At 60.0% G+C, this 24,347-nt stretch carries 21 protein-coding genes; 14 read left to right on the plus strand and 7 right to left on the minus strand.

Translation table 11 applies throughout. The features are described 5' to 3' along the window. Window positions 1–2: 2 nt before the first annotated feature. The 3 genes from ACR0LX_RS03095 to ACR0LX_RS03105 form a co-directional block, all read right to left on the minus strand. The gene (locus ACR0LX_RS03095) at window positions 3–197 is read right to left on the minus strand and encodes a hypothetical protein (RefSeq protein ID WP_480568827.1); all 195 of its coding nucleotides are present in this window, start codon (window positions 195–197) and stop codon (window positions 3–5) included. Window positions 198–284: 87 nt separating this feature from the next. Then, window positions 285–2,192 (minus strand): multiheme c-type cytochrome, encoded by a 1,908-nt coding sequence (locus tag ACR0LX_RS03100; RefSeq protein ID WP_480782515.1) that lies wholly within the window; start codon window positions 2,190–2,192, stop codon window positions 285–287. Then, complete coding sequence (locus ACR0LX_RS03105) at window positions 2,189–3,058, minus strand: YihY/virulence factor BrkB family protein (RefSeq protein ID WP_480568821.1); 870 nt, start codon at window positions 3,056–3,058, stop codon at window positions 2,189–2,191. The genes ACR0LX_RS03100 and ACR0LX_RS03105 overlap by 4 nt, the downstream gene beginning before the upstream one ends. Before the next feature lie 170 nt (window positions 3,059–3,228). Between ACR0LX_RS03105 and ACR0LX_RS03110 the strand changes: the two genes are divergently transcribed. The 8 genes from ACR0LX_RS03110 to ACR0LX_RS03145 all read left to right on the plus strand — a co-directional run bounded on the left by ACR0LX_RS03110 (window position 3,229) and on the right by ACR0LX_RS03145 (window position 11,653). Then, a complete protein-coding gene (locus tag ACR0LX_RS03110; protein ID WP_480782516.1) occupies window positions 3,229–4,314 on the plus strand; it encodes an AI-2E family transporter in 1,086 nt (361 codons plus the stop codon). Between the two features lie 3 nt (window positions 4,315–4,317). Next, window positions 4,318–5,430 carry an acetoin utilization protein AcuC gene (locus ACR0LX_RS03115; RefSeq protein ID WP_480782517.1) on the plus strand — a complete coding sequence of 371 codons (1,113 nt, stop codon included), beginning with the start codon at window positions 4,318–4,320 and terminating at the stop codon, window positions 5,428–5,430. A 114-nt stretch (window positions 5,431–5,544) separates the two neighbouring features. Next, window positions 5,545–6,522, plus strand: a complete 978-nt coding sequence (locus ACR0LX_RS03120) for an AAA family ATPase (RefSeq protein ID WP_480782518.1) — start codon at window positions 5,545–5,547, stop codon at window positions 6,520–6,522. Next, window positions 6,519–7,463 (plus strand): DUF58 domain-containing protein, encoded by a 945-nt coding sequence (locus tag ACR0LX_RS03125; protein WP_480782519.1) that lies wholly within the window; start codon window positions 6,519–6,521, stop codon window positions 7,461–7,463. Before ACR0LX_RS03120 ends, ACR0LX_RS03125 begins: the two co-directional genes overlap by 4 nt. Further along, window positions 7,463–7,939, plus strand: coding sequence for a DUF4381 domain-containing protein (locus ACR0LX_RS03130; protein ID WP_480782520.1), 477 nt, complete (start codon window positions 7,463–7,465; stop codon window positions 7,937–7,939). Before ACR0LX_RS03125 ends, ACR0LX_RS03130 begins: the two co-directional genes overlap by 1 nt. Further along, the gene (locus ACR0LX_RS03135) at window positions 7,936–8,919 is read left to right on the plus strand and encodes a VWA domain-containing protein (RefSeq protein ID WP_480782521.1); all 984 of its coding nucleotides are present in this window, start codon (window positions 7,936–7,938) and stop codon (window positions 8,917–8,919) included. The genes ACR0LX_RS03130 and ACR0LX_RS03135 overlap by 4 nt, the downstream gene beginning before the upstream one ends. Next, window positions 8,916–10,421 (plus strand): vWA domain-containing protein, encoded by a 1,506-nt coding sequence (locus tag ACR0LX_RS03140; RefSeq protein WP_480782522.1) that lies wholly within the window; start codon window positions 8,916–8,918, stop codon window positions 10,419–10,421. Before ACR0LX_RS03135 ends, ACR0LX_RS03140 begins: the two co-directional genes overlap by 4 nt. After that, on the plus strand, window positions 10,418–11,653 hold the full coding sequence (locus tag ACR0LX_RS03145; RefSeq protein ID WP_480782523.1) for a hypothetical protein: 1,236 nt from the start codon (window positions 10,418–10,420) through the stop codon (window positions 11,651–11,653). Before ACR0LX_RS03140 ends, ACR0LX_RS03145 begins: the two co-directional genes overlap by 4 nt. Here the strand turns inward: ACR0LX_RS03145 and ACR0LX_RS03150 are convergent. Beyond that, window positions 11,644–12,324: a Crp/Fnr family transcriptional regulator gene (locus ACR0LX_RS03150; RefSeq protein ID WP_480782524.1), complete on the minus strand. Its 681-nt coding sequence runs from the start codon at window positions 12,322–12,324 to the stop codon at window positions 11,644–11,646. The genes ACR0LX_RS03145 and ACR0LX_RS03150 overlap by 10 nt on opposite strands. Window positions 12,325–12,599: 275 nt before the next feature. On the opposite strand from ACR0LX_RS03150, the gene ACR0LX_RS03155 reads away from it, so the two are divergent. From ACR0LX_RS03155 to cls, 3 genes are all read left to right on the plus strand, one after another. Continuing rightward, a complete protein-coding gene (locus ACR0LX_RS03155; protein ID WP_480782634.1) occupies window positions 12,600–14,135 on the plus strand; it encodes an arylsulfatase in 1,536 nt (511 codons plus the stop codon). A gap of 71 nt (window positions 14,136–14,206) precedes the next feature. After that, window positions 14,207–15,181 carry an HAD family hydrolase gene (locus ACR0LX_RS03160; RefSeq protein ID WP_480782525.1) on the plus strand — a complete coding sequence of 325 codons (975 nt, stop codon included), beginning with the start codon at window positions 14,207–14,209 and terminating at the stop codon, window positions 15,179–15,181. Window positions 15,182–15,204: 23 nt separating this feature from the next. Then, the gene (cls, locus tag ACR0LX_RS03165) at window positions 15,205–16,617 is read left to right on the plus strand and encodes a cardiolipin synthase (RefSeq protein ID WP_480782526.1); all 1,413 of its coding nucleotides are present in this window, start codon (window positions 15,205–15,207) and stop codon (window positions 16,615–16,617) included. Here cls and ACR0LX_RS03170 read toward each other — a convergent pair. Next, the gene (locus tag ACR0LX_RS03170) at window positions 16,614–17,048 is read right to left on the minus strand and encodes a potassium channel family protein (RefSeq protein WP_480568785.1); all 435 of its coding nucleotides are present in this window, start codon (window positions 17,046–17,048) and stop codon (window positions 16,614–16,616) included. The genes cls and ACR0LX_RS03170 overlap by 4 nt on opposite strands. A 165-nt stretch (window positions 17,049–17,213) precedes the next feature. On the opposite strand from ACR0LX_RS03170, the gene ACR0LX_RS03175 reads away from it, so the two are divergent. Genes ACR0LX_RS03175 through ACR0LX_RS03185 form a run of 3 tightly spaced genes read left to right on the plus strand, consistent with a single transcriptional unit; the run spans window position 17,214 to window position 21,296 of the window. Next, the gene (locus ACR0LX_RS03175) at window positions 17,214–17,861 is read left to right on the plus strand and encodes an ABC transporter ATP-binding protein (protein WP_480782527.1); all 648 of its coding nucleotides are present in this window, start codon (window positions 17,214–17,216) and stop codon (window positions 17,859–17,861) included. After that, window positions 17,858–20,272 (plus strand): ABC transporter permease, encoded by a 2,415-nt coding sequence (locus ACR0LX_RS03180; RefSeq protein ID WP_480782528.1) that lies wholly within the window; start codon window positions 17,858–17,860, stop codon window positions 20,270–20,272. The genes ACR0LX_RS03175 and ACR0LX_RS03180 overlap by 4 nt, the downstream gene beginning before the upstream one ends. Further along, on the plus strand, window positions 20,262–21,296 hold the full coding sequence (locus tag ACR0LX_RS03185) for a lipocalin-like domain-containing protein (RefSeq protein WP_480782529.1): 1,035 nt from the start codon (window positions 20,262–20,264) through the stop codon (window positions 21,294–21,296). The genes ACR0LX_RS03180 and ACR0LX_RS03185 overlap by 11 nt, the downstream gene beginning before the upstream one ends. 6 nt (window positions 21,297–21,302) lie before the next feature. On the opposite strand, the gene ACR0LX_RS03190 is transcribed toward ACR0LX_RS03185, so the two are convergent. Together ACR0LX_RS03190 and ACR0LX_RS03195 are read right to left on the minus strand one after the other, a co-directional pair. After that, window positions 21,303–21,734 carry a universal stress protein gene (locus ACR0LX_RS03190; RefSeq protein ID WP_480782530.1) on the minus strand — a complete coding sequence of 144 codons (432 nt, stop codon included), beginning with the start codon at window positions 21,732–21,734 and terminating at the stop codon, window positions 21,303–21,305. Further along, window positions 21,731–24,340, minus strand: coding sequence for a TRAP transporter permease (locus ACR0LX_RS03195; protein WP_480782531.1), 2,610 nt, complete (start codon window positions 24,338–24,340; stop codon window positions 21,731–21,733). Before ACR0LX_RS03195 ends, ACR0LX_RS03190 begins: the two co-directional genes overlap by 4 nt. Window positions 24,341–24,347: the final 7 nt, after the last annotated feature.

Consider the following 24,347-nt stretch of genomic DNA (forward strand, 5'->3'; position numbering starts at 1 on the left):
GGTTAGTCCAGGCTGAGTTTTTGCCCGGTGATGCGCTGTTCGCGCAGCGACGACGACGCCATCCCTTGCAGCATCAGCCCATCCCCATGGTTGAGATCAACAGGTTTTCTGTCACGCAGTTCCGCAATGCGTTGATCCAGGCGGTCTTTGCGCGGACCGACCAAGGCTTGAACCATAGTTGCGAGGCGTTCGGGCATGTGGCACCTGTTGAAGCAATGGATGCCAACAGCGTACCGGTGAAATTCGCCCGGAACGTGGCGCAAATCGGTCTGATCGATGCCGATTCAACGGCGGTATTGTTGCGCCAATTGCCCGAGGTTCGGGTCGTCCGGCAGGACTGACAGACCCTCGTTCAGCACGTCAATCGCGGCTTGCGGGCCGCGATTGATATGCGCCAGTTGAACCAGCATCGGCCAGGCTTCGGCCCGCTGCCGGTCAAGTGTGACCACCTCGCGAAACGCGCGCTCGGCCGCTTGGGCGTTGCGCAGCGACAGGGCCAAACCGCCTAGCACCATGTGCATTTCCGGGAAATCCAACCGCAATGACGTGCTGCGCTGCCAATCGTTGACCGCCTGCTGGACCACGGGCCTTTGCGCTTGCGTCAGCGCATCTGGCGGGATCAGCAAAAACTCTTTCGCAGCGGTCAGACGGACATTGCGGATCGGGTCCGACAGCAACGGCTCAAGCCGGGCAATGCGGTCCGCGATTGGCGCGGCGCGCTGCAAGGCAATCGCATTGGCTCGGATCAGCGGATCGGGATCCGAAAGGCTATCAACCATCGCAGCGGCCACATCCGGAGACTGGAAGTTTTGCAACAAATAAAGCGCGGTGGCCCGAACGATCCCCGCCTGCCCGGTATTGTTGGCAACGTCCATCAGAACACCCGCGTCCTGTAATCGCCCCTCCGACACCGCCGCAAAGGCCGCGCTGAAATGCGGACCCCGGTGGGTGGGTTCCGGAAACCACCCTTCGATCGCGCGCGCGGCCCAATCCTGATCCTGATCGGCATGGCAATCGGTGCAGGCATCCGCGCCCAACCCAAGATCGGGGCGCGGAACGCGGAAACTGTGGTCGCGGCGACCGTCGGTGCCCATATAGACCCGCTCGATCATGTGGCAGCTTTTGCACTGCGCCCCGTCCGAGCCATCGGGATGATGATGATGCTCTGCGCTGTCATAGTCTTTGAGCGCTAGCGTCGGAAAATCGGGATTGCCCGCTGGCGAATGGCACTGCGTGCAGATCCCATTCCCCTCGGCTCGCAATTCAGCCCGATGCGGATCATGGCAGTTCATGCATCCCACGCCCTTTTCGTACATCCGCGATTGCAGGAACGAGCCGTAAACATAGACCTCATCCAGGATCTGACCGTCCGAGTGGTAGAGACCGGGTCGCAGCACCGCCAGATTGTAGGCGTCGTGAAACGGAGTCCCCGGCAGCGGATTGCCCTCGCCCAGCGCCTCGCGCCGGGAATGGCATCCGGCACATTGTTGAATCTCGGCCTCGGTTTCGCCCCTGCCCCATTCCATTGAAAAGCCAAACTCGCCTAGCCCATCGTCCAGCGCCTTGCCGGTGGTCCATTCTATATGCGCCGAGCCCGGGCCATGGCACGCCTCACAGCCGACACCGATCTCGGACTGGGTCGAGCCGTAGCTGCGCGTGATCGGGTCATATTTCTTCTCGAACCCCGTCGCGTGGCATTCCGCGCAGCGGGCATTCCAGTTCTTGTAAGGCCCGGTCCAGTGCAGCCCGTCATCCGGCGGCAGGTCCTGATTGGGGTAGAGGTGGTACCACCGGTCGGCCTCGGTGTCCCAAACCACATCGAAGCTTTGTAACCTGCCCGGTTCGGTTTCAAACAGGTATTGCTGAAGCGGAGAAATCCCGACGACGGAATGCACCGGGTATTGGGTTGTGGCACCGTCTTTCTCGGTCACATCGGCCAGCAGGGATGCGCCCTGCTTGCGAAAATCCACCGACATTCCGTCGTGTTCAAACCGTGTGTTATCGAAATCTGCCAGAACATGCCCGTCGGCAACCTCGGTCCAGGCCAGCGCATGATGCGAGGTGGCCCATGCGTCGGCCTCCTCCTGATGGCAGGCGACGCAGGCATCCGACCCGACATAGTGCTGGGCCCCAGCTACCTGCCCAAAGGCAAGGGATAGAAGGAACAAAGCGCCAGCCCAGCCCCGCATCATGCGTCCGCGTCCGGGATGGGTTGGTCCGACAGATCGATCAGCGCGCCGTTATACTCGGCCCCAAGGATCAGCATCGCCGAACAGAGGTACAGGAAAATCAAAGCAGCCATGGCCCCAGCTAGACCGGCATAGGTGGCGCTGTAGGTCGCGAACTGCGCGATATAGACCGAGAACCCCCAGCCGCCCGCAGCCCACAAGCCCAACGTCAGAAGAACGCCTGGCAGAATTTGCGACAACCTGTGCCGCCGCGTGGGCAAAACCAGATGGGCAATGATCACGGTTCCCGCCGGAACCGCCACCGTGAAGGTCCATCGCAACCGGTCCACCGACAGCCAACCGCCAACGTCAACGGCCGTTTTCTCGGACACCAAGCGGGTGTAAACGGGCAGCACAACCTCGACCGCGGCAATCGCCAGAATGGCAGCACCGCCACCGATCACCAGCCCGAAACACAACAGGCGCGCCTTCCAGAACGGCCAGGTATCCTTGTCATGATAGGCTTGAGTCATCGCCTTGCGAACTGCTGCAACCCCATTTGATGCAAAGTAGATCGCCAGCAAACCACCCAGCGTGATCACCCCCGACCCAGCGCCATCCAGTACAGCGCGAAGCTCCTGCACGATCGGATCAGCGACGTCCTTGGGCCACGCGCCAAAGATAAGCTCGATCAATTCATCCGTCACATAGCCCTGCGACAGCGCACCCGCCAGCGCCACCGTAAACAGTACAAAGGGAAACAGCGCCATCATCAGCGACATGGCGACATGGCTGCTCATGACAAAACCGTTCTTGCCGTTGAACCTGCGCAGGGCCAACCACAAGCCGCTGAGATATCGATTGTTGATCAGAATCGCGCCGTGTCTCATGCCCTGACCCTATCCGGCCTTTGCATCGGACAGAACTGCCAATCCTGATCAAGTCATCAATTTCCCTCGGTAACCGGCTGAGCGGATTGCACAATCCGGTCAACCCGTGCAGGATCGCGACCAGGAACGCCGGACAGGTCCGACCCGGCGAAATTTGCCAGAGGCTGCCCATGCCGACCGACCCACAAGACACTCAGGTCAAACCGCGCCTGAAACTGTCGGTTCTTCGCGATATTACCATTGTCGCCACGCTCGCGGTGCTTGGGTTATATGCCGGGTCGCAATTCCTGATCCCGTTGACCATGGCACTGCTGGTCAATGTTCTGATCATCGCGCTCAGTGATCGGGTGATGTCATTGACCCGCATGCCGGTCTGGCTGGCCAATCTGGCCGGGGTCACTGTGGTTTTGGCCGGGTTGTTCATGATCATGTACATCCTTGGCAGTCAGGCGACGCAGTTCGCACGCTCGATCAACACCTACGAAAACCAGTTTGACGGAGCGGTAAATCGCATCACCGGCCTAGTGGGCAATGATGTCACCACCTTTATCCGGGACAATCTTGTCAGCATTGACATGTCCTATGTTGCACGCGTGCTGTTGGGCAGCGCCACGTCGCTGCTCAATCAGTTCTTTCTGATCAGCCTTTACGTCGCCTTTCTGATGGCCGAGCGCCTGGCCTTTCGCAAAAAGATACAAATGGCCGCAGGCAACCCGCAGCTTGGGGCCGAACTGGCTTCGGTGCTGGACGCGATCTCTTACAGTCTGCAACGGTATGTTGGCGTCAAGACCTTCATCAGCCTGGTCACCGCCTGCATCAGCTATACCGTGTTCCGTGTTTTGGGACTGGAATATGCCGAGACCTGGGCGGTTCTGACCTTTGCGCTGAACTTCATCCCCTCGATCGGGTCGATCATCGCGGTGCTGTTCCCTGCAATGATCGCCCTTGTGCAGTTCGAAACCATTGGTCCCTTCCTGATCATCGTTTTGGGCTGCGGGACGGTACAGTTCCTGATCGGCAATTTTCTGGACCCCGCGATGCTGGGCAGGTCGCTGAACATGTCGACCTTTCTGGTGATCCTGGCCCTGACCTTCTGGACTACGGTCTGGGGCCTGATCGGCGCATTCCTCAGCGTCCCGCTGACAGTCTGCATCCTGATCATTTTCAGCCACATCCCGGCACTTAAGCCGATTGCGATCCTAATGTCACTGGATGGGCGACTGGGCGACGACAACAGACCAAAGACCGCGCGTTAACGGATGCAAGCGCCCCTGTTCATAGGGTCCGAGATCTATCGGAACTCGACCTATGGCTCAAAACACCCTCTGGCCATTCCCCGGGTATCTACCGTCATCGACCTGTGCCGCGCTTTGGGGTGGCTGACCGCTGAAAACTACCGCGTCAGCCCTCGCGCCAAACCCAGCGCTCTGGCCGCCTTCCACACACCGGACTACATAGCAGCCTTACGGCAGGCAGAAGAGACCCAGTACGTATCCGAAAGCACCCGCGCGCGGTACGGCCTTGGAACCCTTTCCAACCCGGTTTTTCCCGAGATGTATCGCCGCCCCGCAACCGCGGCTGGTGGCTCGATGTTGGGGGCGGAACTGATCCGCGATGGCGGTGTCGTTTTCAACCCGGCGGGCGGCACCCATCACGGCTTGCCGGACCGGGCAAACGGGTTCTGTTATCTTAACGATCCAGTGCTGGCGATATTGACCCTTTTGTCCATGGGTCTGGACCGTATCGTCTATGTCGATATCGACGCCCACCACTGTGACGGGGTCGAGGCCGCCTTTCATGGCTCGGACAAGGTCCGGATGATCTCGGTTCACGAGACCCGGCGATGGCCCTTTACCGGTGCGCTTCAGGATGATGCAGGCGGAGCGGCGCTGAACCTGCCGGTGCAAAGAAACCTGAATGACGACGAATTCGCCGCCATCCTTGACCAGTTGATCCTGCCTGCAACCGAGACGTTCAAACCGCAAGCCATCGTCTTGCAGTGCGGTGCTGACGCCGTCGCCGAAGACCCCCTGTCGCGCCTGTCGTTGTCCAACAACTGCCATTGGCGCGCTGTCGCCACCCTTGGGCCGCTGTCGCGCCGGTTTCTGATTCTGGGCGGCGGCGGGTATAACCCCTGGTCCGTCGGGCGACTCTGGAGCGGGGTTTGGGCCACGTTGAACGGTTTTGACATTCCCGACGGACTGGACCCCCAAACCCAGACCATCTTGCGAAGCCTCAGCTGGAACCGGGCCGCTGGGCAACAGACGCCAGAGCACTTGTTGAACACACTACGCGACGCGCCGAACACGGGACCCGTTCGCGCGGAATTGAAGGCCGACCTGCATCGCCTCGCCTCACGGATTTCACGGTAGATCGGGATAGCAATCCCTGCTAACTTTCGGTCATTACGGTACATTTTTCCTGACCACCTATCCTGACACACAGCCACGTCGCTTCAGTACAAATGACGTCGATTGGATCGAAAAATGAATGCACTTAATCAGATAAATGATCTTAAGACCCGCATGGGGCAATCCATCATCGGGCAAACTGAGGTAATCGACCGCCTGCTGATCGGGATGTTGGCGAACGGAAACCTGCTGATCGAAGGCCTGCCCGGCCTGGCCAAGACCCGCGCGGTCAAAGCCATGGCGCGCAATCTGGATGCAAGCTTCAGCCGGATTCAATTCACTCCCGACCTGTTGCCCTCGGACGTGACCGGCACCGAGGTGTTTCAACAGACCGATGACGGCGGCACCTTCCGGTTCGAGCCCGGCCCGATCTTTGCCAACATCGTTCTGGCGGACGAGATCAACCGCGCCCCAGCCAAGGTGCAGGCCGCCCTGCTGGAAGCGATGGAGGAACGGCAGGTCACGGTCTCCGGCACAACCCACAAGATGGAGCCCCTGTTCATCGTGATGGCCACCCAGAACCCCATCGAACAGGAAGGCACATATCCCCTGCCCGAAGCTCAGATGGACCGGTTCCTGATGCATGTGCAGATCACTTACCCCCCGGTCGAGGACGAGGTCGAGGTGATCCGCCTTGTGCGCGGTGAAGAGATCGCAGCAACCAAAGGCGGCTCTGCTGAGGCGCCGCCAACGATCCCGCAGGACGCGGTTTTTGCCGCGCGGGCCGAGATTGGCCAAATCCATGTGTCAGACGCGATGGATCGCTATATGGCCGATCTGGTACAAGCCACCCGGACGCCTGCCGCGCTGAGCGACGAATTGGCCAGCTGGATCGAGATTGGTGCCAGCCCGCGCGCCTCACTTGCGCTGGACAAATGCGGTCGCGCCCATGCTTGGATGAACCAGCGCGACTATGTCGATCCGGCGGACATCCGTGCGATTGCCCATGATGTTTTCCGCCACCGCCTTACGCTCAGCTTCGAGGCGCAAGGGGCGGCGAAGTCAGCCGATGACGTGATCGCCGAGATGTTGCGCCTTGTGGCGTTACCGTGAGCCAAACAGCAACATATCCCAACGATCCACGCATCCGTGTGGACGCGGACCACCTGTTGCGCCTCGGTGCACGCGCACGCGCGCTAAGCCTTCTGCCGCGCCAACCGGCGCGCTCGATCCTGAACGGGCGTCATGCATCGCGACTGCGCGGGCGTGGTCTGAATTTTGAGGAATTGCGGACCTATCTGCCCGGCGACGACATCCGCACGATCGACTGGAAAGTCACTGCGCGCACCGGCAAACCGCATGTCAGGGTCTATACTGAAGAACGCGACCGCCCGGCCCTGCTGCTGGTGGATCAGCGTGTCTCGATGTTCTTTGGAACTCAGGTGTTCATGAAGTCGGTCATCGCGGCCGAGGCAGCAGCCATCGCGGCCCATAGTGTTCTGAAACAAGGCGACCGTGTCGGTGGCATCGTGTTCGGAGACGGCGATCTGGCCGAGCATCGGCCGCAACGCCGCGCCGCCGCGCTCAGCCGGTTTTTGTCGTCGGTCGGTGCGCTGAATTCCGGACTTCATGCGGCGATGCGCGGCGATGCAACAGTGTTCCTGAACGACATGCTGAAACAGGCTGCCGCGATTGCGCACACCAATTCTCTGGTCTGCGTGTTCTCCGATTTTGATGGGATTGATGACGAATCCGGAAACCTGCTGCGTAGGCTAGCACTTGCGAACGACTTGATATTGTTCCAAGTCTCCGACCCCAGCGCACAAGAACTTTCACCCGGTCTGCAACTCACTGTGTCCGATGGCGTCCAACAGATCGAACTCGACAGCTCCGAACCCGGCCTGTCGCAGCGCATCCGGTCCACGCTCGACAATCGCCTGGCGCAGCTACAGCACTGGTCACGCCGTTATGGGTTCCCAATTGTGCCGTTAACCACTGCAGAAGGTGCATTGGATCAGATGCTCAGGCTCTTCGGCCACCGAGGAGGCCGCTGATGGCAATCCAGACCGAGGGCAAATCACTGGTCGATCTGCTGGACATGCTGGAACCAGCTCCGGTGCCAACGCCTGTGTCGATGATGCCTCAAACCTGGGGATGGGTGGTGCTGGCGGTTGTTCTGGCAGGCTGCCTTGGCGCTGTTGTTTTCGCGCTTCTGAGGCATCGCCATTTGAACGCCTATCGGCGCGCGGCGCTGGCCGAGCTGTCAACTCCGGACCTGAGTGCAGCGAAAGCCGCCGAAACCCTGCGCCGCGCCGCCCTTGTCGCCTATCCGCGTAGGAAGGTCGCCGGGCTATACGGCGAAGATTGGACGGCGTTCATACAGCAAACATCTGATTCTAAATCATTTTCAAAGGCTACATTCCATCAGCTGATCGAGGCTCCGTATAGAGACACCGCCCCGAGTCCCGATCTGATCGCGCTGGCCAAACACTGGGTCAAAACCCACAAACCGGAAAGGCGGCCACGATGATCTCGTTCGCTGCAGCGTGGGCGTTCGTATTGCTGCCGCTTCCGGTGCTCGTCCACCTGTTCGCGCCACCCCATCGCGAGGAAAGCAGCGCCATCCGTATCCCATTCTTCCGCCATGTCGCCCAAGCCGCCGGGGTCGAGCCGCAATCAGGGTCCACGATCCCGAGGCGGTCAAGAATTGCCACCGCTACGGTCGCTCTGATCTGGAGTCTGCTGGTAATTGCACTGGCCCGCCCGGAACGGCTGGGTGAACCTGTGGTGATCGAGAAATCGGCGCGGGACGTGGTACTGGCGCTCGATATCTCGGGCTCGATGGACCAGCGCGATTTCACCTCGGCAGACGGAGCACCGAAACAAAGACTGGCCGCCGTCAAGGATGTTCTGCGCGACTTCATCGCCCAACGACAAGGTGATCGTATGGCGCTGATCATTTTCGGCACCCGCGCCTTTGTGCAGGCCCCCTTTACCGAAGACCTCAATAGTTTGAATGGCTTCCTGGATCAAACTCAGGTTGGAATGGCGGGTCCGAACACCGCTTTGGGCGACGCGATTGGTCTCGGCATTCGCACATTCGAGTCGAGCGACGTTGATCAACGTCTGATGATCGTACTCAGCGACGGCGCGGATACCTCCAGCCGCATGACCCCCGTTAACGCTTCGGCCATTGCCGCCGACAAAGGTGTTGTCATCTACACCATCGGGGTCGGCGATCCCGATGCCTCGGGCGAGGATCGGGTTGATCTGGCGGCGCTGCAAGACATCGCCGACCGCACCGGCGGCGCATATTTCTTTGCAGACGATGAGGAGGCCCTGGCACAGACCTATCAACGCATTGATGAGTTGAACCCCCGGATCGTGGAAACCCAAAGCTACCGTCCTCGTGAAAGCCTGGCGCATTATCCCTTGGCTCTGGCCTTGCTGGTCATACTGATCGCTTCAACCGGACTGCATGTGGCGCAACGGCGCAGAGGTGCTGCATGATTGACACCCTGTCGGATTTTCATTTTATCCGAGTGGCTTGGTTAGTGTTTCTCATTCCCATCGGCGTGCTGTGGTGGGTGATCCGACCCAAGCCAACGGTTCAATCGCAGCTACCAACTGGGATCGCACCACATCTGGCGGCGGCGCTTCAACTTGGCGCGTCTGACAGGCGGCGGATTTACCCGATCGATGTTGCAATGATCGCAGCGACCCTGATCGCGCTGGCGGCGGCAGGGCCAACATGGTCGCGGGCGCCCAACCCGCTGGTCGCGGACACGGCGCCCTTGATCATCGCCCTGAAAGTCACGGACAGCATGGAAGAGGCTGATCTTGCCCCGTCGCGACTGGAACGCGCCAAATTCAAGGTAACCGACCTGATCAACGCACGCGCAGGCGCGCGCACCGCGTTGATCGCCTATGCCGGAACGCCGCATCGCGTCGCCCCCCTGACCGAAGACGCCAACATCCTGCGCCCCTTGCTGGAGGGGCTCACGCCCGCGGTGATGCCAAAGCCGGGGGATGCCGCAGGTGACGCTCTGACCCTGGCCCAGACGATTCTGAGCGACAGCGACACCCCCGGCGCGGTGCTGTTCGTGCTGGACGATATCGATCCGTCGCAACTGTCGGCGGTTGAGGCTGCCACATCTCCGGTGTTTTTTCTGACCATGCGGCCCGGCGGCGACCGCTTGCCGCAACTGGACGGGCTGAAAGGGGCAACTGTTGTCCCCTTCGCGGATGACGACCGGGATATCGCTCGGTTGCAACGCCTGATTCACTCGGCCTATTCCGACGCGTTGGACGATGATGATCGGCTGGACTGGCAGGATCGTGGCTGGATGCTGGCCTGGCCAGCGGCGCTGTTGTCACTGCTATGGTTCCGAAAGGGCTGGGTCATCCGCTGGGCGTTCTTGGCGCTGTTTCTGCTGCCGGCTTCGGGCCCGGCTTTTGCCGACAGCTGGCGGGATTGGTTCCTGACCGCTGATCAGCAAGGTCAGATCGCGATGAACCAGAAGCGCTTTGCCGACGCGGCAGAGTTGTTTCAGGACCCCTACCAAAAGGGCTATGCGCATCTGAAAGCCGGGCAATACCCCGATGCTGCAGCAATCTTTGCAGACATAGATACGCCCGACGCCGCTTTTGCCGAAGGCATGGCCCGTATCCGCAACCGGGAATACCGGCCCGCGATAACCGCCTTTGAAACCGCGTTGGAAAGGCGACCGAACTGGCCCGAGGCGCAGCATAACCTCGACGTTGCCAAGGCGGTTCTGGACTATGTCGAAACCACCCGCGAGCAGTCAGACACCGGCGAAGAAGCCGGGATCGGAGCGGATGACACGGTGTTCGACAACGACTCTGGCCGTGGCAAGGACACGACTGTTCAAGCCCCGGCTGACGGGGCGCAGGCCCTGTCGGCGGATCAATGGATCAGCACGATCGACACCGATATGCAGGATTTCCTGCGCAATCGCTTCCTTCTGGAAAATCAGGAGCAACAGCAATGAGATACCTTCTTTTGCTCATGCTTTTGTTACCCGCAGGACTGCGCGCGCAGACGCCAGTGCAACCACAGGTCTCGATCGAAGCGCCAACCGATCCGGTCACGGTTGGGCAACCGGCCATCGTTCGGATCAAGGTGCTGGTTCCAACCTTCATGCCCGCGCCCCCGGTCTTCCCGTCACTGGAGCAGGAAAACCTGATCGTCCGGCTGCCTGAGCGCGCCTCGGGCCCGATAAGCGAAACCATCGATGGCGAACCCTGGTCTGGCGTTCAGCGTAGCTATCGCCTGTATCCGTTGCGGGTCGGAGAGGTGGATCTGGGGGCACAACAAATCGATGTGACCTTTGCCGATCCCGACAGCAACGCGCCGGTCAAGGTCAGCGTCGCCCTGCCCAAGATCGTTCTGAGCGCCAATGTTCCCGACGCGGCGCGCGATCTGGATCCGTTGATCATCGCCACCGGGTTCGAGTTGGACCAACAGATCGAAGGGGATACCGACGTGCAATCCGGCGGCGCCATCACCCGCCGGTTGACCGCGAAGATCACTGGCACAACGCCCCTGCTTGTGCCCGAACTGATCCCCGACCAACAAGACCCATTGCTGCGCGCCTACCCCAAAGAACCACGCTTTACCGAGACCGAAGACCGGGGCGTTTTGTCTGGGCAGCGCGTAGATGAGGTGGTCTACCTCGCGCAAGATGGCGGTGAAACGCAACTGCCGCCCATTTCGGTTCGCTGGTACAATCTGAGCAGCAATCAGGTGGAGACCATCGATATTGCCCCCATAGACCTGACACTCGCACCCCCTGCCTGGCAGCCGCCGGACGCGCGAACCATCGCGTCACTGGCGATCCGGGCGGTGCTTTTTGGTCTGGCTGTCTGGGCAGCGCTGCGTTGGTTAAGGCCGCGTGTAAGCGCATGGCGTGAGGCCCGGCAATTGCGTTATCGGTCCTCTCCCGAATTTGCGTTGAAGCAACTGACAGACGCCCTCAAGGCCCACGACCTGTCTGCGGCGTATGGCGCCCTGGACCTGTGGAAGTCACGCACAGATGCCCCTGCGGCTGCGGCGGATCTGGAACAGCATCTGGCACAGATCGGCGCGGCGCGGTATGCGGCGCAGGGCATAGATCGTGCCGAGGATTGGTCGGCGGCGCTGTCAGCCCTTGGGTCCTTTAGGCAAACCCCGCATCGCAAGGCGGAAAGTCTTCCGCCGCTGAATCCCTCACGTCAGCTTTGACAATTGGCGATCAGCTTGCGGCGATCTTTCAGACGGACCCGGCCATAGCCCAATTCGATCAGATCAAGATCGGCCAGTCGATGCAGGGTTCGATGCAACGTGGGCTGCGACACCGCGACCATTTCGGCCAGTTCGTCCTGAGACACAACGATCCAGCCGTCAGATTTTGACGACCCCTCATCCAAATGCAGCAAGCGCAGAACCAGCCGCTTTTCGGTTCCCGTTACCGCCAGGTTGGCCATGATCCGCAACGCGGTCTGCATGTTTTCATGCGATAACGCATAGAAATCACGTACATATTCGGGGTTCGCCTGGATCAACCTGTCAATGCGCGAGCCAGACAGGAACAACGTTCGTGTTTCTTGCGTTGCAACCACGCTGACCAATCGCTGGGCATCGGCAAACAGCGCAAGATCGCCGACCCAGAACCCACCCCCCTGACGGTGGACGACGAATTCCTGCCCGTCATCCGCAGGCGCCGTGACCTGCACCGCGCCGGCCAATACCCCGTAAACCCCGTTTGCAGGGTCCCCATAGTGATAGAGCGCCTCGCCAGTCTTGAACGATTTTTTGACACCGCAATCCAGCAGGTCCTTTTGAAACTGGGCGTCACGCGCCGCCAACCAGCCCGAGCCAAGTAACCGCTGTTTTTCGCCCGCATTATCAAACATTAGTATTCTTCAATCTCATCATATGATAGGTTTCCGGGTATTATCATATCCTAAGCTAAAGCCGTACGATTCCCGGTCAAATCCAAATTTTTCTTAACGGGAATCAGCGACTTGTCGGCAGCCTGATCAAATAACTGGGCCGCCTTCAATGAGTTTTCAATCAAGGGGTCATTAAGACCCGTTCAATTCAGGAGCACATCATGTCACCACCCCGTTCGATTGCAGATACTTGGCGCAGCAATCTGCGCCGCTTCGCCGTGGCCTCGGTCTCTGTCATGCTGGCCCTGCCCGCCTGGGCACAGGATCAAAAGCCAAATATTCTGGTGATCTGGGGGGATGACATCGGTCAATCCAACATCTCGGCCTATACGATGGGGCTGATGGGGTATCAGACCCCGAATATCGACCGTGTCGCTGACGAAGGCATGATCTTTACCGATTACTATGGCGAGCAGTCCTGCACCGCGGGTCGATCCTCGTACATTATGGGACAATCGGTGTTTCGCACGGGTCTGTCCAAGGTCGGCCTTCCCGGTGCCGATCTGGGGATGCAGGTCGAGGATCCAACCATCGCTGGCCTGTTGAAAGACCATGGCTATGTCACGGGTCAGTTTGGCAAGAACCACCTTGGTGACAAGGATGAGCATCTTCCGACAAACCACGGATTTGATGAGTTTTTCGGGAATCTCTACCACCTGAACGCCGAGGAAGAGCCGGAAAATGAGGACTATCCCGGCGATGCGGTTCTGGCCGATGGCCGCACCTTCCGCGAAGCCTATGGCCCACGCGGTGTGATCAAATCAAAGGCGGACGGCACCATCGAGGACACCGGCCCGCTGACACGTAAGCGCATGGAAACGGTTGATGATGAAACCGTCGCAGCCGCGATCGACTTTATCAAACGCGCTCATGAACAGGGCCAGCCCTTCTATGTCTGGTGGAACGGCACGCGGATGCATTTCCGCACCCACGTCAAGGATGAGATGCGCGCCAAGGCAAACGAAATTTCCGGACGCGTAGCGGACGAATATACCGCAGGCATGATCGAACACGACATGCATGTGGGCCAGCTGCTGGACCTGCTGGATGAGCTTGGCATCGCTGACAACACCATCGTTCACTATTCGACCGATAACGGCCCGCACATGAACACATGGCCGGATGCCGCCGCGACGCCGTTCTGGGGTGAAAAGAACACCAACTGGGAAGGTGGATGGCGCGTTCCGTCGATGGTGCGCTGGCCCGGTCAGATCGAGGCCGGATCGGTCACTAACGAAATCGTGCATCACATGGACTGGCTGCCCACATATCTTGCGGTTGCGGGTGACCCGGACATCAAGGAGAAGCTGAAGGCGGGCTATAGCTCGTCGGGTATGGGCCGCGACTACAAGGTGCATCTGGATGGCTATAACATCCTGCCCCTGTTGACAGGTGAGGCCACTGAAAGCCCCCGCGCCGAGATCTTCTATTTCTCGGATGATGGTGACCTGACAGCCCTGCGCTATGATGACTGGAAGCTGATCTTCCTCGAGCAGAAAGCATGGGCAACGCTGCGCGCATGGATCGAACCCTGGACCGAGCTGCGCATTCCGCTGATCGTCAACCTGCGCCGCGACCCGTACGAACGCGCATATCGTACCTCCAACACCTATTATGATTGGTTGCTGGACCGCGCTTATTTCCTGGTTCCGGCGCAGCAATATGTCGGTAACTTCCTGGAAACATTCCAGGAATTCCCGCCACGCCAGAAAGCCGCCAGCTTCAACCTGGATCAGGTGATGGAAAAACTGCAAACCCCGACAAACAACTAGGTTGGGTTGAAAACAAACTGGGGGCCGCCATGGACATGGTGGCCCTCTTTCCAGCTATCCGAGAGTTTTTCATGCAACATATTCTTCTAAGCGCCCTTCTGGCCTGTGCCCCGCTGTCCGCTTTGGCCGACCCCCTGCCCAGTTGGACCACATCAGAGGCAAAAGGGCGGATCATCGATTTTGTCGCCGCCGTAACCGATCCCCAAGGGCCGGACTATGTGACCCCTGCCGAACGGATCGCTGTTTTCGACAATGACGGTACGCTTTGGGCCGAACAGCCGGTCTATTTCCAATTCATCTTCGCGATGGACCGCCTTGCCGAACTGGCCGAACAAGATCCTTCGATTCTGAGTACTCCGACTTTGCAAGCCGCAGCTGAGGGCGATCTGGCGACCGTGCTGCAAGGCGGGCATGACGCACTGATCGAGGTGGTGAACGCTTCGCATTCCGGGGTCAGCGTCGACGCGTTTCAGGCATCGGTCGCAGATTGGCTGGACACCGCCCGGCATGCGGATACCGGGCTGCCCTATGACCAGATGACCTATCAGCCGATGGTCGAGCTTTTGCGCTATCTGCGCGATGAAGATTTCAAGACCTATATCGTCTCGGGCGGCGGGCTGCATTTCATGCGGGTGTTCGCCGAAGAGGCCTATGGCATCCCGCCCGAGCAGGTGCTGGGAACCTATGGCGAGACGACCTATGACTCGGACGGGGATGCGCCGGTGATCGCCAAGGCCTCTGGCATCGCCTTTGTCGACGACAAGGAAGGCAAACCAATCAATATTGAGCGCACCATCGGCCGCCGTCCGATTTTGGCCGGAGGAAATTCCGATGGGGATTTTGCGATGATGGAATGGACAACCGCAGGCGACGGGCCGCGCTTGGGTATTCTGGTGCATCATACCGACGATGAACGCGAATGGGCCTATGACCGCGAAAGCCCGATTGGCAAGCTGGTTGATGGTCTCGACAAGGGTCCTGACATGGGGTGGGTCATTGTGGATATGGCGAACGACTGGTCTCGCGTCTACACTGGGGCGAACTGAATTACCCGGATGATGTCGACCTGATGTGGGCCCTGCTTGTTTCGCTTTTTCTGTTTGGCCTGTACTGCACGGCCCTGTTCTTTTCCGTACGTGCTGCCCAGACGGCGCGCACCCCGCAAGGGGCCGTGGGATGGGTCGTCTTCCTGTTATCCGCCCCGATGATCGGGGTTCCGGCCTATCTGTTTCTGGGCCATCACAGGTTTCGCGGATATCGCATTGCTCGGCGCGAAAGTGAGCGGGTCGTCGAAGGCATCAAGTCCTTTGCAGATTTCTCGCGCCCGGACCCGGACAAGATGCGCATCAATCCACGCCCGTTCGAGGCGCTGGCCCATTTGCCGGTGTCACGCGGGAACGGGGCCGAGCTGTTGATTGATGGCGAGGCGACCTTTGCCTCGATCTTTGAAGCCATAGATGCCGCCGAGAAATACATACTGATTCAGTTCTACATCGTCAGAGATGACGCGCTGGGTCAGCAGATGCAGCAAAAGCTGATTGCTGCCGCGCAAAAGGGTGTTCACGTCCGGTTCATGACCGACCGTGTCGGCAGCTATGGCCTGCCCGAAAGCTATATCGAGGATATGCGCGCCGGAGGCATTGACGTCGCTTCGCCCCGCGAACAGCGGGGTCCGAATTTTCGGTTTCAGCTGAACTATCGCAATCATCGCAAGACAGTGATTATCGATGGTGAGGTCGGGTTCATCGGCGGTCACAATATTGGCGTCGAATATCTGGGACAAAACCCTCATTTCGGGCGCTGGCGCGACACCCATATCCGGATGACCGGTCATATCGTACGTCAGTTGCAACTGATCTTCACCGAAGACTGGCACTGGGCGCGCAATGAAGATTTGATCGACAAGCTGGACTGGGCCGGCAGCGAGTCCGAGCAGGACATGAATGCGCTATTGGTCGCAACAGGACCTGGCGACGAAACCGAAACCGGCTCGATGATGTTCTTTTCCGCGATTGCCGGAGCCAAAAAGCGCGTCTGGATTGCCTCGCCCTATTTCGTGCCCGATATCGACATTATGTCCGCCCTGAAACACGCGGCCCTGCGCGGTGTCGATGTTCGCATTCTGGTGCCCGAAGTCATCGACCACCGGCTGCCCTGGTTGGCCGCTTTTGCCTATTTTGATGAGATCCGAGAATGCGGTGTTAAGGTCCTGCGCTATACCGACGGGTTCCTGCACCAGAAGGTGTTTGTGGTTGACGATACGCTGGCCGCTGTGGGCACGACCAACCTGGACAATCGCTCATTCCGATTGAATTTCGAAGCGATGGCCCTGTTCTTTGATGATCGTGCGGCGAAGGCGGTCGCCGACATGCTGGAAACCGATTTTGAAAACAGCTACGAGCTTACGCGTCGTCTGCCGCAACAGCCAGTCTATGTCCGGTATGGCGCGCCACTCGCGCGGCTGGTGGCACCTATTCTCTAGGATATGAACTTTTCCTGAAACACGCGGGTCATGAGGGCCACCAGAAACGCCGTCGACAGACCGAATGCCAGCAGCCCGGTCACCGCTGCAAACGCTCCGAAGATGCGCAGCCCGTCGCCCAGAACGATGTCGCCATAGCCAAGCGTCGTGAACGTCACCAGCGAGAAATATAGCGCCTCGTTCCAATCCGGCAGAACATCGCGCGTGACCCAGACGATGGCCCAGATCCACACCTGTACCGTGTGGGTCAGCACGATGAACATCAGCGCGATACAGATCGGACCGGCAGTGGTCAGAACGGCGCTGCGGTTTTCCCATTTCTCCAGCAGCCTGCGGATGATCACCACGCTCCAAGTCAGCAGCAGGATTTCGATCAGAAAGCAGATCCCAAGATAGAGGCTGCCCCAGAAAATCTGCTGCGATAATGACATGAGATCAATCCTTTGTTTGCCCGGGCCGCCGGGTCAGAATGCGCTTTGACGCAGCGCAGGACAACCCTGCAACGGGCGGCACCCTGCGGCGAAAGGCACCAATGCGGGCTCTGGACAGATGCAGCGGGGGTTGCACATTGTGACAGGCACCGGATGAGGCCATCAATGCTGCTGACACTTGACCATGTACGGAAATCCTATCCCGGCGGGCGACCGGTTCTGAACGACGTGTCGCTGGCGTTGGATGCCGGGCAGACTTTGGCCCTGACCGGCGAAAGCGGCAGCGGGAAAAGCACTCTGCTGCACTTGGCGGCGGCGCTGGACGGGTTCGATGGGGGTGAGATCACACTGAACAACACGCGCCTATCGGCGCTGGACGATGCCGGACGGGCCGAGTTGCGGCGCACCAGTCTGTCGGTGGTCTTTCAGCAGTTCAATCTGATTCCTTCGCTGACCGTGGCGCAAAACCTGTCGCTGCACGCGCGTCTTGCCGACCGACATGATCCGGACTGGGTTGCGCATTTGGCCGATCGGCTTGGGCTGCGCGACGTTCTGGACCGATACCCCGAGCATCTGTCCGGCGGGCAGCAGCAACGGGTGGCCATCGGTCGCGCCATGGCCTCCAGGCCGATGCTGCTGTTGGCGGACGAACCGACCGGCAATCTGGACGAAACCGCCAGCGCGGTGGTGTTGGATCTTATGCTGGCGCTGGTTGCCGACACGGGTACCGCGCTGTTGTTGGTGACACACTCGCCAGACATCGCTGCCCCGCTGGACCGCCGCGCGCATCTGACGGGTGGTCGGATCACATGACCCGCGCAGTTGTTCTGGTCCTGCTGTCCCATTGGCGCACGCACCGGATGCAACTGCTGACCTTGCTGACCGGCATCGCACTGGCAACGGGGCTTTGGTCGGCGGTGCAGGCGATCAACGCCGAGGCCCGCGCCAGCTATACCCGCGCAAGCAACCAGTTGGCCCTTGGACAGTTTGACGAAATTCGGGACCCGTCCGGCCCGATGCCATTGTCCCGATACGTCGACCTGCGGCGCGCGGGCTGGCAGGTTGCTGCGGTGCTGGATGGTTCGATCAGGGTTGGCGGACGCTCGGTCCGGGTCATGGGCATCGACTTGGTCGCAGCCCCCGCCCTGCCCGCTGTCACCCAAATTGAGCAAAGCGAGACCCCACCCGAGCCTGCGGACATTCTGACTGCGCCCGGGCTCCTGCTGATATCACCGGACCTGGCGTCAGAGTTTGACAGGCAGGATGGCTACCCACCCGCCCTGGTCAGCACCGCATTGCCTCCGGGCTTTGTCTTGACCGATATCGGCGTGGCCGAGGCTCTGCTGGAAAAGCCCGGTCAGATTTCCAGACTTCTGGTTCTGCCTGACCAGCCAATGGGCCTGCCTCGGTTGCACGATATTGCCCCTGATCTGACCCGCACGAGCCCGGCCGCGCAGATGGACACGACACAACTAACAGACAGCTTTCACCTCAATCTGTCGGCCTTTGGTTTGCTGTCCTTTGCCGTTGGGCTGTTCATCGTTCACGGCACGGTCGGTCTGGCTTTTTCCCAGCGCCGCGGGATGATCCGTACCCTTCGGGCGCTTGGGGTTACTATGCCCAGCCTTGTTCGCATCATCCTGGCCGAGCTTGTTCTGCTGGCACTGACCGGGGGCACGCTTGGGCTGGTTCTTGGCTTTTTCATTGCCGGAGCCCTTCTGCCTGATGTCGCGGCAACCCTACGTGGTCTCTATGGTGCGCCGGTTGAGGGGCAATTGGCCCTGCGTCTTACTTGGGTTCTGGCCGGGCTTGTCATGGCCGTGGGAGGTACGCTGGCCGCCAGCCTTCACGCGCTTTGGCGGCTGTCGAAAATGCCCTTGCTGGCCGGTCCCGGAATGCAGGCATGGCGCCACAGCAGCGCATCAGGGCGGATGATCGCAATCGCCGGATTTGCGCTGATCGGTGGTGGCGTGGCGTTGTTTTTGCTGATTGGGGACTTGTTTGCCGGATTTGTATTACTCGCCGGAGTGCTGACCGGTGCAGCGCTGCTGTTGCCGCTGATGCTATCAAGAGTGCTGACGGTGCTGTCGCGCCGTGCCAAAAGCCCGGTTGCGCAATGGGTGTGGGCGGACATGTGGTCTCAATTGCCCGGGCTTTCGCTGGCGCTGATGGCGCTGATGCTGGCGCTGGCGGCAAATATCGGTGTCGGCACAATGGTGTCCAGTTTCAGGCTGACCTTTACCGGCTGGCTGGACCAACGCCTGGCCTCCGAGCTCTACGTCACCGCAAAGGATGACGCGCAAGGTAGCCAGATTGCCGCTTGGTTGGCACCGAAAGTTGATGCGGTTCTGCCGATCCGCAGCGTTGAACTGTCGCATGAGACCGGGCCGTTGTTCCTGTACGGAGTCGTCGACGACCCGACTTATCGTCAACACTGGCCGCTGATCGCCCGCGCGCCCGAAGCCTGGACCAAGGTGCACGCGGACCGCGCCATTCTGATCAATGAACAATTGGCCCGGCGCGCGGATCTCTGGCAGGGCGATGAACTGACCCTTGGAACAGATCACATACTGACGATCGCCGGTGTCTATTCCGACTATGGCAATCCGACCGGGCAAGCCATCGTTGCGATGCCTGTGCTGGACCAGATTGTTCCGGAAACACCGACCCGTCGTTTTGGCATCCGGACAAACCCCGCGAGCGCAACGGATTTGGCGCAGGCGCTGCGAAAACAGTTCGACCTGCCCGCTTCGGCCGTTGTTCAGCAAGGTGCCATGAAGGCGCAGTCGATGGCGATATTCGACAAGACCTTCGTCGTGACTTCGGCGCTGAACATTCTGACACTGGGCGTGGCCGGGTTCGCCATCCTGACCAGCCTTTTGACGCTGTGGACCCAGCGTTTGCCTCAGGTCGCACCGGTTTGGGCATTGGGGCTGACCCGCGCAAGGCTGGCCCGGCTGGAGCTGCTGCGCAGCGTGTTGCTAGCGGCGCTTACCGCTTGCCTTGCACTGCCGCTGGGGCTTGTATTGGCGTGGGTCCTGTTGGCCGTGATCAACGTGCAGGCTTTCGGTTGGCGATTGCCAATGTACCTGTTTCCAGCTGATTGGCTGCGTCTGTTCGTGCTGACGCTTGTGGCGGCGGCCATCGCAGCTGCCCTGCCTGCGCTGCGGCTGATGCGTCTGCCACCTGCCGACCTGCTAAGGGTGTTTGCAAATGAACGTTAAGGCCCTCTTGATAGTATTGCTATTGCCAGTCGGTGCTTTCGCACAGGGCTACGCCGGGCTTGGGACCAGCGCCGAAGGGTTCAATGTTCCAAAGCCCGGATATGCGCTTCAATTCCCGAAGGACCATGGCCCGCATCCCGACTACCGGATCGAGTGGTGGTATCTGACCGCAAACCTGCAAGACGCCGACGGCGAAGATTACGGCATCCAGTGGACCCTGTTCCGATCCGCTCTCAAGCCCTTTGAAACCGAAGGCTGGCAAAGCCCGCAAATCTGGATGGGCCATGCCGCCGTGACCACGCCCGACAGCCACCACTTTGCCGAGCGGCTCTCGCGGGGAGGGATTGGGCAGGCTGGCGTCCGGGCAGAGCCGTTTGCCGCATGGATCGACGATTGGCACATGCAGGGGACAGGGATGGACAGGTTGGACCTGGCCGCGAGCGGTGCAGACTTCAGTTACGACCTGTCCCTGACCGCCACCGGCCCTTTGGTCTTTCACGGCGACCGGGGCTATTCGGTCAAGTCGGCGGATGGACAGGCAAGTCACTACTATTCACAGCCGTTCTACACAGTCCAAGGTGTGCTGCACCTGCCGACCGGCGATGTGCCGGTCACCGGTCAGGGGTGGCTGGATCGCGAATGGTCATCGCAACCCTTGTCCGAAGATCAGACCGGTTGGGATTGGTTTTCGCTGAGCTTTGAGGGCGGACAGAAACTGATGGCCTTCCGTCTACGGGGTGCGCGCGGCGATTTCACCTCGGCCACATGGATCGAGTCTGACGGGCAGAGCGTTGCGCTGCCGGACGGTTCGGTTCAGTTTACGCCGCTGGCAACCGATAGCGTTGCGGGCCGCGAAATCCCGACACACTGGCGCGTGACCCTGCCGGAAAGGGACGTCGAGATCGAGGTCGCCGCCATGAACTCCGGTGCCTGGATGGGCACCCGGTTTGCCTATTGGGAGGGTCCGGTGCGCGTCTCAGGCAGCCACACCGGACAGGGTTATCTTGAGATGACCGGCTACTAACTGCACCTAGCGCACGACATAGACGGACACGGTCGAATGCCGCACCACCCGGGCGGCATTCGGACCCAGCAAGTAGTCCTTGAAGTCCGGCTTATGCGCCCCGATGACAATCAAATCGCTGCTTGCACCCTCGGCCGTTTTCAGGATCTCCTGATAAGCAGTACCGGTGGCGACAACGTGGCGGACGCTGGCGTTGCGATCTGCGCCCAAGGTGGCCTCGCACAAAGCGACCAGCTTATCGTGGGCCTCCTGCATCACCTGTTCGTGGTGATGCGGTTCAAAGAAGCTGCTGACAAATCCTTCTCCGAAGTCAGGCGTGACCGTCACCACATCCAGCCGCGCACCGTCCAGATCGGCCAGCGCGGCCGCGCGCTCAAGTACGCCGACGTCAAGATCACCATTGCTGATATCGACAGCACAAAGTACGGAATTGGTCATGCTGGCACCTCTTGTCTGGCGGCACGGCCGCGTTGCAGGAAGGCGATCAGACCCAGAAGGATCAGTGCCGGGATGTACATCAGCTGTTTGGGCGGCTGGCTGGACGGCAGGCTGACCGAGGTCAGGCGCACGGCGTCGTCGCCATAATAGTCAAAGATATCCAGATCATCCGCGACCGGCGAACCGAACATCGGTTCTTCCAGCTTGATCAGGCCATCTTCTTCGAGCAACAGAAGACCCATCGCCTCGACACGCGCGGCACCGCCTTCCTCGCTGCCGACCGGCACGACGACCGTGGTGTCCGTCATTTCAAGCGTGTCGAAATCCGGCCCGCTGATGACCATGCGCACTTCGGTTCCCGGTGGCGTCTCGCCGATCGTTTCGACAAAGGCCGCAGGCTCGACCGAGGTGAACGGCGGAGAAACGCGGTCCATCAAGTAATCGGGCCTGAACAGGGCAAAAGCCACCAGAATCAGCGCGATGCTTTCGTAGATGCGGCTGTGGGTCAGGAAATAGCCCATGGTTCCCGCCGTGAAGACCAGGATGGCGATCGTCGCGAATATGGCCACGATTATCCCCTCGACCCATGTCACGTCGATGAGCAGAAGGTCGGTGTTGAAGATGAACACAAACGGCAGCGCAACGGTCCGCAACGAATAGAAGAACGCGGTGAACCCCGTCTTGATTGCGTCCCCGCCCGACACGGCCGCAGCGGCGAAACTCGCCAGACCCACGGGAGGTGTCACATCCGCCATGATGCCGAAATAGAAGACGAACAGGTGTACCGCGATTAGCGGCACGATCAACCCGCTTTGCGCGCCCAGTTCCACGACCACACCAGCCATCAGCGAGCTGACGACGATGTAGTTGGCAGTGGTCGGAAGGCCCATGCCAAGGATCAGGCTGAGCAGGCCGACCATCACCAGCATCAGGATCAGGTTGCCGCCCGACAGGAACTCGACAAGATCCGCCATCACCTGTCCAACACCGGTCAGAGTCACGGTGCCGACGATCACACCCGCCGTCGCCGTGGCCAGAGCGATCCCGATCATGTTGCGCGCGCCGTCGATCAGGCCTTGCCACAGATCGGCAACGCCGTCGATGAAGGTGTTGTACAGATTGCTCTGCCCCCGGAACATCGCCTTGAGCGGTTTCTGCGTCAGCAGGATCACGAACAGCAGCGCCGTGGCCCAGAAGGCCGAAAGGCCCGGTGACTTCTGCTCGATCATCAGGAAGTAGACCAGCACGATGATCGGCAGCAGGTAATGCAGACCGGCCTTGTAGATATCGGCGATGACCGGCAGTTGCACCTCTTTGGCGTTTGGATCGTCAGGTTCCAGATCCGGCACCTGTGCGGCCAAATAGAGCAGAGCAACGTAAACCGCGCAAACGATCAGGCTGAGAACCAGACCCGCTGCAGACGGCACCCATGCGGTCACCGCATCGACCGGGAATTGCGAGCCATAGCACAGACCGGCAAAAACCAGGAAGAAGGACAGCATCCCGACAACGGTGCGCGCCAGATGCACGTCGCGGTCGCCCAGCGTCGGCATATTCCGCTTTACCGCCTCAAGATGCACGATATAGACCAGCGCGATGTAGGAAATCGCCGCAGGTAGGAACGCGTGGGTGATCACCTCGACATATGAGATGCCCACATATTCCACCATCAGGAAGGCCGCAGCCCCCATTACGGGCGGCATGATCTGACCGTTCACGGATGAGGCAACCTCGACCGAGCCCGCTTGTTCGCTGGAAAAGCCCACGCGTTTCATCAACGGAATGGTGAAGGTGCCGGTGGTCACAACGTTGGCGATGGAGGAACCCGAGATCAGGCCGGTTGCCGCAGAACCTACAACGGCCGCTTTGGCCGGGCCACCACGCAGATGGCCAAGCGCGCCGAACGCCATTTTGATAAAGTAGTTCCCTGCCCCGGCCTTATCCAACAAGGCCCCGAACAGAACGAACAGGAAGACGAATTTGGTGGAAACACCCAAGGCGATGCCGAACACGCCCTCGGACGTGATCCACATATGGCTCATGGCCTTTTTCAGGCTTGCGCCCTTCCAGCGGATAACCTCGGGGACCCATTCCGACGAGCCGAAGAACACGTAGGCCAGAAAGATTGTCGCGATGATCGCCATCGCCGGGCCAAGCGCGCGGCGCGCGGCCTCGAACAGCAGAAGCAATCCGACCAGAGCGACCCACTTATCCGTGTCATCGGCCAGACCGCCCGCGTCGACGATTTTGTTGTAGAAGAAGTATCCATAAAGCGCGACGAAGGTGCCCAGCAGACCCATGATCCAGTCCTGGATCGGGATATAGTCCCGCGGGCTGGATTTGAGCGCCGGATAGGCGGCAAAGGCCAGAAACATGGCAAAGGCCAGATGGAATTGCCGTGCGTTGTTCACCACGCTGCCCGGCAACACATAGTTGGCCAGCGGCGAGGCCAGAACCACTTGGAAAATCGACCAGATCGCCGCCACGACGGCCAGAAAAATTCCGACATTGCCGACCGGATTGCGCCCGCCCGCATCGGATGAGGCGACCAGATCCTGTAGTTCTTCTTCGGATAGCGGACGATTGGATTGCGTTTCGGAACTCATGAAAAGT

This window comes from Ruegeria sp. CH11 (genome assembly GCF_056537105.1).

Coding starts and splice junctions, on each gene's coding strand:
- ACR0LX_RS03170 (WP_480568785.1), bottom strand. CDS start 17,048: ATGTCATTATCGCAGCAGATTTTCTGGGGCAGCCTCTATCTTGGGATC.
- ACR0LX_RS03185 (WP_480782529.1), top strand. CDS start 20,262: ATGAACGTTAAGGCCCTCTTGATAGTATTGCTATTGCCAGTCGGTGCT.
- cls (WP_480782526.1), top strand. CDS start 15,205: ATGTGGGCCCTGCTTGTTTCGCTTTTTCTGTTTGGCCTGTACTGCACG.
- ACR0LX_RS03190 (WP_480782530.1), bottom strand. CDS start 21,734: ATGACCAATTCCGTACTTTGTGCTGTCGATATCAGCAATGGTGATCTT.
- ACR0LX_RS03120 (WP_480782518.1), top strand. CDS start 5,545: ATGAATGCACTTAATCAGATAAATGATCTTAAGACCCGCATGGGGCAA.
- ACR0LX_RS03115 (WP_480782517.1), top strand. CDS start 4,318: ATGCAAGCGCCCCTGTTCATAGGGTCCGAGATCTATCGGAACTCGACC.
- ACR0LX_RS03105 (WP_480568821.1), bottom strand. CDS start 3,058: ATGAGACACGGCGCGATTCTGATCAACAATCGATATCTCAGCGGCTTG.
- ACR0LX_RS03095 (WP_480568827.1), bottom strand. CDS start 197: ATGCCCGAACGCCTCGCAACTATGGTTCAAGCCTTGGTCGGTCCGCGC.
- ACR0LX_RS03100 (WP_480782515.1), bottom strand. CDS start 2,192: ATGATGCGGGGCTGGGCTGGCGCTTTGTTCCTTCTATCCCTTGCCTTT.
- ACR0LX_RS03145 (WP_480782523.1), top strand. CDS start 10,418: ATGAGATACCTTCTTTTGCTCATGCTTTTGTTACCCGCAGGACTGCGC.
- ACR0LX_RS03140 (WP_480782522.1), top strand. CDS start 8,916: ATGATTGACACCCTGTCGGATTTTCATTTTATCCGAGTGGCTTGGTTA.
- ACR0LX_RS03130 (WP_480782520.1), top strand. CDS start 7,463: ATGGCAATCCAGACCGAGGGCAAATCACTGGTCGATCTGCTGGACATG.
- ACR0LX_RS03110 (WP_480782516.1), top strand. CDS start 3,229: ATGCCGACCGACCCACAAGACACTCAGGTCAAACCGCGCCTGAAACTG.
- ACR0LX_RS03155 (WP_480782634.1), top strand. CDS start 12,600: ATGCTGGCCCTGCCCGCCTGGGCACAGGATCAAAAGCCAAATATTCTG.
- ACR0LX_RS03160 (WP_480782525.1), top strand. CDS start 14,207: ATGCAACATATTCTTCTAAGCGCCCTTCTGGCCTGTGCCCCGCTGTCC.
- ACR0LX_RS03150 (WP_480782524.1), bottom strand. CDS start 12,324: ATGTTTGATAATGCGGGCGAAAAACAGCGGTTACTTGGCTCGGGCTGG.
- ACR0LX_RS03180 (WP_480782528.1), top strand. CDS start 17,858: ATGACCCGCGCAGTTGTTCTGGTCCTGCTGTCCCATTGGCGCACGCAC.
- ACR0LX_RS03135 (WP_480782521.1), top strand. CDS start 7,936: ATGATCTCGTTCGCTGCAGCGTGGGCGTTCGTATTGCTGCCGCTTCCG.
- ACR0LX_RS03175 (WP_480782527.1), top strand. CDS start 17,214: ATGCTGCTGACACTTGACCATGTACGGAAATCCTATCCCGGCGGGCGA.
- ACR0LX_RS03195 (WP_480782531.1), bottom strand. CDS start 24,340: ATGAGTTCCGAAACGCAATCCAATCGTCCGCTATCCGAAGAAGAACTA.